This is a genomic window from Pseudomonas putida, from assembly GCF_050990305.1.
Classification (GTDB): Bacteria; Pseudomonadota; Gammaproteobacteria; order Pseudomonadales; family Pseudomonadaceae; genus Aquipseudomonas; species Aquipseudomonas putida_AH.
The window spans coordinates 6,510,788-6,523,157 of sequence record NZ_CP158817.1; the positions used below are offsets into that span (position 1 = coordinate 6,510,788).

At 58.5% G+C, this 12,370-nt stretch carries 9 protein-coding genes; 4 read left to right on the forward strand and 5 right to left on the reverse strand.

Annotated features, from left to right (window positions below; translation table 11 throughout):
• Window positions 1-61 precede the first annotated feature (61 nt).
• The gene (gene oadA / locus ABTV22_RS29670; protein ID WP_433737890.1) at window positions 62-1,870 is read right to left on the reverse strand and encodes a sodium-extruding oxaloacetate decarboxylase subunit alpha; all 1,809 of its coding nucleotides are present in this window, start codon (window positions 1,868-1,870) and stop codon (window positions 62-64) included.
• Window positions 1,871-1,881: 11 nt separating this feature from the next.
• Window positions 1,882-3,297, reverse strand: a complete 1,416-nt coding sequence (locus ABTV22_RS29675) for an acetyl-CoA carboxylase biotin carboxylase subunit (protein WP_433737891.1) — start codon at window positions 3,295-3,297, stop codon at window positions 1,882-1,884.
• Window positions 3,298-3,487: 190 nt separating this feature from the next.
• Here ABTV22_RS29675 and ABTV22_RS29680 point away from each other — a divergent pair, with 190 nt between their 5' ends.
• Complete coding sequence (locus tag ABTV22_RS29680) at window positions 3,488-4,450, forward strand: LysR family transcriptional regulator (RefSeq protein WP_433737892.1); 963 nt, start codon at window positions 3,488-3,490, stop codon at window positions 4,448-4,450.
• On the opposite strand, the gene ABTV22_RS29685 is transcribed toward ABTV22_RS29680, so the two are convergent.
• Window positions 4,392-4,604, reverse strand: coding sequence for a PA3496 family putative envelope integrity protein (locus ABTV22_RS29685; protein ID WP_433737893.1), 213 nt, complete (start codon window positions 4,602-4,604; stop codon window positions 4,392-4,394). The genes ABTV22_RS29680 and ABTV22_RS29685 overlap by 59 nt on opposite strands.
• 159 nt (window positions 4,605-4,763) lie before the next feature.
• Window positions 4,764-5,630 carry a transcriptional regulator HexR gene (gene hexR / locus ABTV22_RS29690; RefSeq protein WP_433737894.1) on the reverse strand — a complete coding sequence of 289 codons (867 nt, stop codon included), beginning with the start codon at window positions 5,628-5,630 and terminating at the stop codon, window positions 4,764-4,766.
• Between the two features lie 349 nt (window positions 5,631-5,979).
• Here hexR and ABTV22_RS29695 point away from each other — a divergent pair, with 349 nt between their 5' ends.
• Window positions 5,980-6,294, forward strand: coding sequence for a hypothetical protein (locus ABTV22_RS29695; protein WP_433737895.1), 315 nt, complete (start codon window positions 5,980-5,982; stop codon window positions 6,292-6,294).
• Between the two features lie 54 nt (window positions 6,295-6,348).
• Here the strand turns inward: ABTV22_RS29695 and ABTV22_RS29700 are convergent, their stop codons facing one another.
• A complete protein-coding gene (locus tag ABTV22_RS29700) occupies window positions 6,349-9,210 on the reverse strand; it encodes an EAL domain-containing protein (protein ID WP_433737896.1) in 2,862 nt (953 codons plus the stop codon).
• A gap of 260 nt (window positions 9,211-9,470) precedes the next feature.
• On the opposite strand from ABTV22_RS29700, the gene uvrD reads away from it, so the two are divergent.
• Complete coding sequence (gene uvrD / locus ABTV22_RS29705; protein WP_433737897.1) at window positions 9,471-11,654, forward strand: DNA helicase II; 2,184 nt, start codon at window positions 9,471-9,473, stop codon at window positions 11,652-11,654.
• A gap of 115 nt (window positions 11,655-11,769) precedes the next feature.
• On the forward strand, window positions 11,770-12,210 hold the full coding sequence (locus ABTV22_RS29710) for an EamA family transporter (protein WP_433737898.1): 441 nt from the start codon (window positions 11,770-11,772) through the stop codon (window positions 12,208-12,210).
• Window positions 12,211-12,370: the final 160 nt, after the last annotated feature.

Sequence of the window (12,370 nt, forward strand, 5' to 3'; positions counted from 1 at the left end):
GCAAAAAAAAGGGGAGCCCATGCTCCCCCGAGGTTTAAAGCGTTGTATCGAGGCCGTTATCTCAGCCTTCGATCTCGATCAGGATTTCGCCCGGGTTAACGCGGTCACCCTTGGCCACGTGAATGGCGGTGACTTTGCCGGCGATGGCCGCCTGGACTTCGGTTTCCATCTTCATCGCTTCGGTGATCAGCACAGCCTGACCCGCCTTGACGGTGTCGCCTTCCTTGACCAGTACATCGACGATGTTGCCCGGCATGGTGGTGCTGACGTGCCCCGGTGCAGAGGCTTGCTTGCGCTTGCTGCTGCCACCACCGACGAATTCGTTGAGCGGTTCGAACACCACTTCTTCCGGCATGCCGTCGATGGACAGGTAGAAGTGACGCTTGCCTTCGGCCTTGACGCCGACACCGGTGATGTCGACGCGGTAGGTTTCGCCGTGGACGTCGATGACGAACTCGGTTGGCACACCTTCGCCGCCCGCCGAGGCGACTTTGCCTGCTTCCGGGATCGGCAGCAGCACTTCAGGGGTCAGGGTGCCGGCGGCACGTTCTTCGAGGAACTTGCGACCGATGTCCGGGAACATGGCGAATGTCAGCACGTCTTCTTCCGACTTGGCCAACGCGCCGATGTCGGCACGCAGCTTGGCCATTTCCGGCTTGAGCAGGTCGGCCGGACGCACATCAATCACTTCTTCACTGCCGATGGCCTGGCGACGCAGTTGCTCGTTCACCGGGGCTGGCGCCTTGCCGTAGCCGCCTTGCAGGTACAGCTTCACTTCGTTGGTGATGGTCTTGTAGCGCTCGCCAGCCAGCACGTTGAAGAAAGCCTGGGTGCCGACGATCTGCGAGGTCGGCGTCACCAGCGGCGGGAAGCCGAGGTCTTCGCGAACGCGCGGGATCTCTGCCAGCACTTCGCTCATGCGGTTCAGTGCGCCCTGCTCTTTGAGCTGGTTGGCCAGGTTGGAGATCATGCCGCCTGGAACCTGGTTGACCTGCACGCGAGTATCGACGGCGGTGAATTCGCTTTCGAACTGGTGGTACTTCTTGCGCACGGCGTAGAAGTACAAGCCGATCTCTTGCAGCAGTTCCAGGTTCAGGCCGGTGTCGAACTCGGTGCCTTTGAGGGCAGCGACCATCGACTCGGTGCCAGGGTGGCTGGTACCCGAAGCGAAGCTGGAGATCGCGGTATCGATGTGGTCGGCACCGTTTTCGATGGCCTTGAGTTGGCACATCGCGGCCAGGCCAGCGGTGTCGTGGGAGTGGATGAACACCGGCAGCGATTGCTCGGCCTTCAGAGCCCGGACCAATTCGCCAGTGGCGTACGGGGTCAACAGGCCGGCCATGTCCTTGATCGCCACGGAATCGCAACCCATGGCTTCCATTTGCTTGGCCTGGGCCACAAAGGCGTCGATGGTATGCACCGGACTGGTGGTGTAGGCGATGGTGCCCTGGGCATGCTTGCCCGCCGCTTTCACTGCTTCGATGGCCACGCGCAGGTTACGCACGTCGTTCATGGCGTCGAAGATACGGAACACGTCGATGCCGTTGACCGCTGCCTTGGCGACGAAGGCTTTGACCACGTCGTCGCTGTAGTGGCGGTAGCCCAGCAGGTTCTGGCCACGCAGAAGCATTTGCAGACGGGTATTCGGCAGCGCTGCGCGCAGCTGGCGCAGGCGCTCCCACGGGTCTTCTTTCAGGAAGCGTACGCAGGCGTCGAACGTGGCGCCGCCCCAGCACTCCAGGGACCAGTAGCCGACTTTGTCGAGCTTGTCGCAGATCGGCAGCATGTCTTCGGTGCGCATGCGGGTGGCGAGCAGCGATTGGTGGGCGTCGCGCAGGATGGTGTCGGTTACGTGAATCTTCTTGGACATTGTTTTATTCCTCACAGGCCTGCGTGGGCGGCGATGGCGGCGGCGATGGCCAGGGCCAGCTCTTCGGGTTTGCGCTTGATCGAGTAGTTGGTCAGTTCAGGGTGGCTTTCGACGAAGCTGGTATTGAACTGGCCGCTACGGAATTCCGGGTTGCGCAGGATTTCCTGGTAATAGGCGGCGGTGGTCTTGACCCCCTGCACACGCATGTCGTCCAAAGCGCGCAAGCCACGGTCCATCGCCTCTTCCCAGGTCAGCGCCCACACCACCAGCTTCAGGCACATGGAATCGTAGAACGGCGGAATGGTGTAACCGGTGTAGATCGCCGTGTCAGTACGAACGCCAGGACCGCCGGGCGCGTAGTAACGGGTGATCTTGCCGAAGCTCGGCAGGAAGTTGTTTTTCGGGTCTTCGGCGTTGATCCGGAATTGCAGGGCGAAACCACGGTGGTGGATGTCTTCCTGCTTCACCGAAAGCGGCAACCCGGACGCGATGCGAATCTGCTCGCGAACGATGTCGATGCCGGTGATCTCTTCGGTGATGGTGTGTTCCACCTGCACCCGGGTGTTCATCTCCATGAAGTACACCTCGCCCTCGGCGAGCAGGAACTCCACGGTACCGGCGTTCTCGTAACCCACAGCCTTGGCCGCACGCACCGACAGGTCGCCGATGTAGGCGCGCTGTTCCGGGGTCAGCTGCGGGCTCGGGGCGATCTCGATCAGCTTCTGGTTACGGCGCTGGATCGAGCAATCACGTTCGAACAGGTGCACCACGTTGCCAAAGCTGTCGCCGAGGATCTGCGCTTCGATGTGTTTCGGGTTGACGATGCACTTTTCCAGGAACACTTCCGCCGAACCGAAAGCCTTGGTGGCCTCGGAGATAACACGCGGGAAAGCCTGTTCGAGTTCTTCGCGGCTGTTGCAGCGACGAATACCGCGGCCGCCACCACCGGAAGTGGCCTTGAGCATCACCGGATAACCGATACGATCGCCTTCGCTCAGGGCTTCTTCGATGCCCGAGACGTTGCCTTCGGTGCCCGGGGTGACCGGTACGCCAGCCTTGATCATGCTGCGGCGCGCTTCGGTCTTGTCGCCCATGCGGCGAATGACTTCAGCCGATGGACCGATGAATTTGATACCGCGTTCGGCGCAGATGTCCGCCAGTTCCGCGTTTTCCGAAAGGAAGCCATAACCGGGGTGCAGGGCATCGCAGCCGGTTTCCACGGCCAGGTTCACCAGCTTGCGCGGATTCAGGTAACCGGCCAGTGGCTCGGCACCAATGCTGTGGGCCTCGTCCGCGCGCTTCACATGCAGGGCATGGCGGTCGGCGTCGGAATAGATCGCGACCGAGCGAATGCCCATTTCGGCGCAGGCACGCACGATTCGTACGGCAATCTCACCACGGTTGGCGATCAGGATCTTTTTTATCACTTGGAGTTTCCCTTGAGCCGGTGGTACCCACGACCTGCTAGACCCAGGTCGACGCGTGACCAAATGTTTCAATTTGGTCGCAGGGCAACGTTAGCGCCCACAAGGGATTAACAAAAATGAATAATTATTGGGTCACGCATAAGTAAAGACTTATAGTTGGCGCATCAGCCTGCGACGAGAGCGTTTGAAAATGCGTAAGTCATTGATGCGTATGACATTGCGTCAATTGCAGATCTTCAACGAAGTCTGCGATCTGAGGTCCTATAGCCGCGCAGCCGACGAAATGTCGCTCACGCAACCGGCCGTCAGCCTGCAAATTCGTCAGCTGGAAGAGCTGATTGGCCAACCTTTGTTCGATTACGTCGGCAAAAAACTCTACATGACCGAAGCGGCCGAAGCACTGCAACGCGCCAGCCGGGACATTTTCGGGCGCCTGGAAAACCTCGACATGCAGCTGTCCGACATGCAGGGCTCGCTGCAAGGTCAACTGAAACTGGCGGTGGAATCGAGCGCCAAGTACTTCGTACCGCACCTGTTTGCGGCGTTCAAGCGCCAGCATCCGGAGGTTAACCTGCAACTGACGGTGGTCAATCGCGGGCAAGTGATTCGTCGCCTCTCCGATAACCGGGATGATCTGGTGATCATGTCGATGGTGCCGCAAGACATGGGACTGGAGTTTCTGCCGTTCCTCAACAACCCAATTGTCGCTGCCGCGCCGCCCGATCATCCGCTGTGCCACATGGGCCCGTTACGCCTTCAAGACCTTGAACCTTACACCTTGCTGCTGCGGGAACCCGGTTCCGGCACGCGACTGGCGTGCGAGGAGTATTTCAAGGAGAAACGCGTGCACTTCAACCAGACCCAGGAAGTCTCGTCAGCCGAAGCCCAGCGTGAATGTGTGTTGGCGGGCCTGGGTGTGGCGCTGTTGACGCGCCACGCCCTGAACCTGGAACTGGCGACCGGCGGCTTGATCGAGCTGCCGGTCGAGGAACTGCCGCTTTACCGCAGCTGGTGCCTGGTGCAAGCCAAAGCTAAACGGCTGTCACCAGTGGCTCACGCATTCCTTGCGTTCGTACGCAGCGAACGGGTGCAGATCAGCGCCCTGGTTGAGCGCTTCGACGGGAAGTCGTCGAGGCGGACTGCCAATAATTGAGTTCGAACTCTTCGGGAAAGTCACCGATTTCGGCCAGAAGCTGACGGCGTTCACAACGATCTTCGATGGCGCGACGAAATTCCATGCGGCGCTGATCTTCCTGCTGACGACGGGTTTTGACGGCGCTGTTGCGTTCTTCGTAGGGCTGGGCCATTTCGAGTCTCCCAAGGCGAGTACGGGAGCTTCAAAGTAGGCGCACGGGGTTACGCTTTAGCGGCGGGATCGTTACAGATGGATGAAAATCAAAAGATCGCAGCCTTCGGCAGCTCCTACACAGAAACCCTGTAGGAGCTGCCGCAGGCTGCGATCTTTTTCAATCGTCGATCGCTTTCACCGATTTGGGCGACAGCCGCAAGCTGCGCAGGCTGCGCTTGACGCTCTTGAGGTGGTTGACCAGGCTCGGCCCGCGCGCCATGGCCACGCCCATCGCCAGCACGTCGATCACTACCAGGTGAGCGATCCGCGAGGTCAGTGGTGTGTAGATCTCCGTGTCCTCATGAACATCGATCGCCAGGTTGACGGTCGACAACTCGGCCAACGGCGTCTGGCTTGGGCACAGGGTGATCAACGACGCGCCGCTTTCACGCACCAGGTTGGCGGTGATCAACAGGTCCTTGGAACGTCCGGACTGGGAAATGCAGATCGCCACATCGGTCGGCTTCAGGGTCACCGCCGACATCGCTTGCATGTGCGGGTCGGAATACGCCGCCGCGGTCAGCAACAAGCGGAAAAATTTGTGCTGCGCATCTGCCGCTACGGCACCCGAAGCGCCGAAGCCATAGAACTCCACGCGCTGGGCTTGGGACATCAGCGTCACCGCTCGCTGTAACTCCACCGGATCGAGCTTCTCGCGAACCTCCATCAGGGTATGCAGGGTGGTGTCGAAAATCTTCAGGCTGTAGTCGGCGACCGAATCGTCTTCGTGGATCGCGAACTGCCCGAAGCTCGCGCCGGCCGCCAGGCTCTGGGCGAGCTTCAACTTCAGGTCCTGGAACCCGGAGCAACCGATGGCACGGCAAAAGCGCACGATGGTCGGCTCGCTGATGCCGACACTATGGGCCAGGTCGGCCATCGAACTGTGCATCACGGCCGCGGGGTCAAGCAGCACGTGATCGGCGACCTTGAGCTCCGACTTGCGTAACAGGTGACGAGACTGGGCGATGTGTTGCAGCAGATTCAAAGGAATGGACTCTTTGTTATTGGCAGGCGCCGGGATGTAGCACGCTTGTAGTTATACTACATGAAACGGCATTTTGCCTGCTCAATGCGTAACCGGATCCCTCGATTTCACGTGCCCACGCCCGATGTAGCACTCACTGAGGGTGGCTCAATACGCCCTCTCCTCGTGATTTCAGCCCAACAGCACCCCGTTAATTACTCGCCTCAACTCCACTTTAACTATTTAAGCGCTAGCGGCTAGAACATACAGCCTTACAAACTTGAATTTAAAATACTCGCTACTCGTCGCTGCGGGTGGATATATTAATTCAGCAGGAAGCAACAACTATCAACTAAAGGACTTATATACCATGAACATCAAAACCAAAGACTGGACCGCACAAATCGATCGAATGCCAGGTAACCAGTCCTTCCGCGTCTATGGCATCGTAACTGTTGCCCACAGCGGCGTTATACCCAAACTGGAATACATGAAACTTCAGGACAAATCATTCAATATTCGACTGGAGCTTAAACTGGAAACTTCCAAAGAGATTTCACTTCCGGTTGCAACCGAGAAAGCCGTCGAATATATAGTAATGGGCGATTCTAATGTTACGGGCGTCAGTATTTTCTATAAAGGCGAACTACTTCATCGAATCGGCGACATCATGATTACCCATTAAAAACATATCCACTTCCCGCCGCCCCTCGAAAATGAACCGGCGGGAAGCGCTCTTTCAGTCAGTGCATTGTTCACGCAGCAGATCTGCCAATCCTGGCGCCTCTATCGGCCGACTGATGAGATACCCTTGCACTTCATCGCAGCGCTCGCCCTTGAGGTACTCCAGCTGCTCGCGCCGCTCCACCCCTTCCGCCACGACCTTCAGCGACAAGCCATGAGCCATGGCAATGATCGCCCGGGTAATCGCCGCATCCTTTGTACCCTCACCCAGTCCGCGAATGAACGCCTGATCGATCTTCACGTAATCCACGGGAATCCGCTTGAGGTAACTAAGGGATGAATAACCGGTGCCAAAATCGTCGATCGCCAGCTTCACCCCCAAATCACGCAACTGCTGGAAAGTCGAAATGATGTGCTCCACACTATCGAGCAGTTGGCTTTCGGTGAGTTCCAGCTCCAGGTAGTGCGGCGCCAACCCGGTTTCCTCCAGCACTTGCCGCACCAGACTGACCAATTTGCCCTGCCTCAGCTGATGCACCGATAAGTTAACCGATACCCGGATAGGCTCCAGTCCCTGCCGCTGCCACTCACAGGCCTGCAAACATGCCTGGCGCAATACAAATTCGCCTATAGGCCCAATCAAACCAGTTTCTTCGGCCAGGCCGATGAAATCCCCTGGGGGCACGCGTCCCATGGTCGGATGATCCCAACGCACCAGCGCCTCCGCTGCATTCAGCTTGCCCGTGGCCAGACACAATTTCGGTTGGTAAAACACTTTCAACTGCTTCTCTTCAATGGCTTTACGCAGTTGATTTTCCAGCTGCAAGCGCTCAAGCGTGCTGGCTTGCAGGCTGTCGGTATAGAACTGGAAATTGTTTCCACCCAAGTGCTTGGCGTGCTGCATGGCCATGTTCGACTGACTGACCAATGCGGAAATTTCCCGCGCATTATCCGGCAGCAAACTGATGCCCATTGAGGCACTGATCACCAGCTCATGCCCCTCGACCATCACCGGCACCCGCAGCTTGTTCGACAATCGTGTCGCCACGCGCGCCAGGCTCGAAAGGTTGCCGTAGGTATTGAATAACACCGCAAACTCGTCGCCGGACAAGCGTGCGATGGTGTCCGCTTCAGGCAACGCATTGACCAGTCGCCGGGCCATCTTTTGCAACAACTGGTCGGCCACCTCATGACCGAGGCTGTCGTTGAGCTGCTTGAAACGGTCAAGATTGATGTGCAGTAACGCCAGGCTGCGATAGCCACCCTGACGCACCCGCTGGTGCGCTTCACTGAGCCGTTCGCGGAACATGGCGCGATTGGCCAACCCGGTAAGTTCATCGTAGTGAGTTAAATAGCGCATGCGCTCTTCGGATTCGCGACGAGCCGAAAGATCCGCGAAGAAGCCGACAATATGACTCACATTTCCCCGGGTATCGCGCACGGTGCTCAACTGTAGCCATTGCGGATACATCTCGCCGTTCTTGCGGGTTTCCACCAGCTCACCCTGCCAACTGCCTTGCTGCTCCAGCGCCTGATGAATAGTCGCGTAATGGCGGCGAGCATCGCGACTGCACGGTAACTCGACCACTTTACGACCGAGCATGTCTTCGATTTCGTAACCGGTGACCCGGCTGAAGGCTTGATTGGCGGCGATCAGGGCATAGTTGGGATCGAAAATCACGATGCCTTCACTGGCGGCCTCGAATACGGTCGCTGCCAGTTGCTGCTGTTCTTCCAGCGCCTTACTGACACTGATGTCGCGGCGAGTGCCGACCATACGGATCACCCGGCCATTTTCGGCACGCTCGACCGCACGTCCGCGGTCTTCGATCCAGACCCAGTGACCTTCGCCATGCCGCATGCGGTACTCAACCTGGTAATCCTCTGTGCGCCCCTTCAGGTGCTCGACCAACGCCTTTCTCAGCGCAGGAAGATCCTCCGGATGCAGGCGCGGTTTGAGGTGGCGCAACATCGCCGTGACATATTCCGGCGCCAGGCCGAACAATTCCTGAATATGCGTGTGATGGACTTCATCGGTTTGCAGATTCCAGTCCCACAGCCCTAGCTCACTGGCCTTCAACGCCAGCGCCAGGCGCGCCTCGCTCTTGCTCAGAGCCTGGTTGGCGACGTCCAATTCAAGACTGCGCTGGGCAACACGGCTTTCCAGGTCGATCTGGATTTCGCGTAACTCCCCTTCAGCACGCCGACGCTGATCGATTTCCCTGGCCAGTTTGCGATTGAGCTGTTCGCTGCGATTTTGCGCTTGCTGCAAATGCTCGATCAGCGCCTGATTCTGAAAGCGTTGCAACAGACTGCTATCGATCAATCGATTGACTTGCCAGGCGACCACGCTCAATGCACCCAGCAGGATCAGGCCAAACCAGCCCCATCCGTGCTCCTGCCCCCAGAACATGAAGGCAATGGCCGGCAATAGACAGGGCAAGGTAAACGATAGAAACGCCGGCAGGCTGACGGCATAGGCGACGCTGGCCGAAAGGGCTGCCGCACCGATCAATCCGAATACCCAGGCTTGCTGGATGAAATTGTCGGCGGGAACCAGCGCGATTCCGGCACCGGCCAACGTAAGACCGGTGAGCCCCGAGCCCAGCCAAAACATTCGTTGCCAGATCGGATGCGCCTGACGATGGGGAATCGCCGAGTCGAAGGCAGCGACCTGAATCACCCGTAATGCAACCAGCGATAACAACCAGACCAGCCAGACAGTGACCAGGAAGTAGCGCTGCGGGCTCCAGAGTAAGCCGGCGCAAACCAGACCATTGATCAACATGAACAAGGTGGGCAGCAGTGAGCCCTGGTACAGCAGGCGCGTGCGTTCGACCGCCATTTCCATGGCGTATTGTTTTCGGATAACCCGAGGCTCCACAGAAGGGCCAGACAGGTCAGAGCTGAGGGTCATAGGCAATTTCTTGTTCTTATAATAATGATGAGCATGAGGCCCGAAACGTCGACGGAGCATACACAAGCCAATGCCCGGACCAAACTGCTACAGATCAAAAAACAGACAAAAGCAATGAGCACCCGACTCCGCCCAAGGGCCGTATGTGAGGCTGGCTAACGCTTGCAAGCGGTGACTGACCGGTCGTCCCTCGCGCTTCTTTCATCGGTTAAAGCAAAGCGGAGTTTGCCCGGTGTGGCGCCGCCCCCTAGAATGCCCCGATGCGCGATGATCTCTCCCTTCTGCTGAACTCCCTCAACGATGCCCAACGCCAGGCCGTAGCGGCCCCCGTCGGCCGTCAGTTGGTCCTGGCCGGTGCTGGTTCCGGTAAAACCCGAGTGCTGGTGCACCGTATCGCCTGGTTGATCCAGGTTGAAAACGCGTCTCCCCACTCCATCCTGTCGGTGACGTTCACCAACAAGGCAGCAGCCGAGATGCGCCATCGCATCGAGCAGCTGATGGGTATCAACCCGGCCGGCATGTGGGTTGGCACTTTCCACGGCCTGGCGCACCGATTACTGCGGGCGCACTGGCAGGAAGCAGGTCTGAGCCAAACCTTCCAGATTCTCGACAGCGATGACCAACAGCGGTTGGTCAAGCGGGTGATACGCGAGCTTGGTCTGGACGAGCAACGCTGGCCGGCCCGTCAGGCCCAGTGGTTCATCAACGGGCAGAAAGACGAAGGACTTCGCCCGCAACACATTCAGGCCAGCGGCGATCTGTTCCTGGCCACCATGCGCAGCATCTATGAAGCCTACGAGGCGGCATGCCTGCGCGCCGGCGTGATCGACTTCTCCGAATTGCTGCTGCGCGCCCTCGATCTGTGGCGCGACCACCCCGGACTGCTGGCCCATTATCAAAAGCGTTTCCGGCACATTTTGGTGGACGAGTTCCAGGACACCAACGCCGTGCAGTACGCCTGGCTGCGCCTGCTGGCCAAAGGTGGCGACAGCCTGATGGTCGTCGGTGACGACGACCAGTCGATCTACGGCTGGCGTGGCGCGAAAATCGAGAACATCTACCAATATTCCGATGACTTCCCGGACGCCGAAACCATTCGCCTGGAGCAGAACTACCGCTCCACCGCGGGGATCCTCAAAGCCGCGAACGCCCTGATCGCCAATAACACCGGGCGCCTGGGCAAGGAGCTGTGGACCGATGGTGGCGACGGCGAAGCGATCAATCTGTACGCCGCGTTCAACGAACACGACGAAGCGCGCTACGTTGTCGAAACCATCGAAAGTGCGCTGAAAACCGGCTTGGCACGCAGTGATATCGCAATTTTGTACCGCTCCAACGCCCAATCGCGGGTTTTGGAAGAGGCTTTGCTGCGCGAGCGTATTCCGTACCGCATCTATGGCGGCCAGCGCTTCTTCGAACGGGCGGAAATCAAGAACGCCATGGCCTACCTGCGCTTGCTCGAAGGGAGAGGCAACGATGCCGCGCTGGAACGTGTAATCAACGTACCGGCCCGTGGCATTGGCGAAAAAACCGTCGAAGCGATTCGTGACCATGCGCGCCACAGCGATGTTTCCATGTGGGAAGCGATGCGCCAACTGGTGGCCAACAAGGGCGTTACCGGTCGCGCGGCCAGCGCACTCGGCGCGTTCATCGAGCTGATCGAAAACCTCGCGGCCAAGTGCATGGAAATGCCGCTGCACTTGATGACGCAAACCGTTATCGAGCAGTCGGGGCTTATCGCCTACCACGAAGCGGAAAAAGGCGAGAAAGGCCAGGCCCGAGTAGAAAACCTTGAGGAACTGGTCAGCGCCGCGCGCAACTTCGAAAACAGCGAGGAAGACGAGGACTTGACGCCATTGGCGGCGTTCCTCGGTCACGCCTCACTAGAAGCCGGGGACACCCAGGCCGACGAGCACGAAGACAGCATTCAGCTGATGACTCTGCACAGCGCCAAGGGCCTGGAGTTCCCCTATGTGTTCCTGGTGGGTATGGAAGAAGGCCTGTTCCCGCACAAGATGAGCCTGGAAGAGCCCGGCCGCCTTGAAGAAGAACGCCGCCTGGCTTATGTCGGCGTCACCCGCGCCATGCATAACCTGGTGATGACCTATGCTGAAACCCGGCGCCTGTACGGCAGCGAGACCTACAACAAGGTGTCACGCTTCGTACGTGAAGTGCCCAAAGGCCTGATCCAGGAAGTGCGGCTTTCCAACAGCGTCAGCCGTCCGTTCGGTGGTGGTCAGCAGCAGAGTACCAGCAGCCTGTTTGGCGGCAGTGAAATCCCGCAGACTGGCTTCAGCCTTGGCCAGGCGGTTCGGCACTCGGTATTTGGCGACGGCGTGATCCTGAACTTCGAAGGCGCTGGTGCACAGGCGCGGGTTCAGGTGAACTTCAGCGAAGGCAGTAAGTGGTTGATGCTGGGGTATGCGAAGCTGGAGGCGGTCTAACGGCTGAAAAGATCGCAGGCTGCGCCAGCTCCTACATGGGAACGCGTACACCTGCAGGAGCTGCCGAAGGCTGCGATCTCTTGTGATTTCACACTGATCTGGTAGGAAACGACTCATGGGCTCAGGCTTCTTTTCTTCCTGGACATTCTGGGCCCTGTTATCGGCTGCCTTTGCGGCTTTGACTGCAATTTTCGCGAAGATCGGCGTAGAAAACGTCAATTCAGACTTTGCCACGCTGCTGCGCACGGTGGTGGTTCTGATCAGCCTGGCCTTGATTTTGTACGCGACGGGCCAATATCAGTCTTTGGGATCGATTTCAGCCAGAAGTTACCTGTTCTTGCTGTTGTCTGGCCTGGCTACCGGTGCGTCGTGGATCTGCTACTTCCGCGCACTTAAAGTCGGCCCAGCGTCACTGGTTGCTCCGGTGGACAAGCTCAGCGTTGTCTTGGTTGCCGTGCTCGGCGTCATGTTGCTGGGCGAAAAACTCGACCTGCGACAATGGGGCGGAATCGGCCTGATTACGGCCGGAGTGATCCTTCTGGCACTGCGACGCTAGGCATCCTTCCTATAGAACTTATCCACTCATCCTACAGACCAAAGTGAACCAGTCTTATTGCGCTGACGGAAGCTGAACCGAACCTGTCAGGCAAAAGCCCGAAACACTCTGCCGCTAGCCAGTAACACTTCAGCTGTGCAACATGGCGCGCGTGCCTTCC

What these genes read in the sequence shown, in the direction of transcription:
- ABTV22_RS29700 (WP_433737896.1), bottom strand. Translation starts at nt 9,210, where the DNA reads ATGACCCTCAGCTCTGACCTGTCTGGCCCTTCTGTGGAGCCTCGGGTT.
- uvrD (WP_433737897.1), top strand. Translation starts at nt 9,471, where the DNA reads ATGCGCGATGATCTCTCCCTTCTGCTGAACTCCCTCAACGATGCCCAA.
- ABTV22_RS29695 (WP_433737895.1), top strand. Translation starts at nt 5,980, where the DNA reads ATGAACATCAAAACCAAAGACTGGACCGCACAAATCGATCGAATGCCA.
- oadA (WP_433737890.1), bottom strand. Translation starts at nt 1,870, where the DNA reads ATGTCCAAGAAGATTCACGTAACCGACACCATCCTGCGCGACGCCCAC.
- ABTV22_RS29680 (WP_433737892.1), top strand. Translation starts at nt 3,488, where the DNA reads ATGCGTAAGTCATTGATGCGTATGACATTGCGTCAATTGCAGATCTTC.
- ABTV22_RS29710 (WP_433737898.1), top strand. Translation starts at nt 11,770, where the DNA reads ATGGGCTCAGGCTTCTTTTCTTCCTGGACATTCTGGGCCCTGTTATCG.
- ABTV22_RS29685 (WP_433737893.1), bottom strand. Translation starts at nt 4,604, where the DNA reads ATGGCCCAGCCCTACGAAGAACGCAACAGCGCCGTCAAAACCCGTCGT.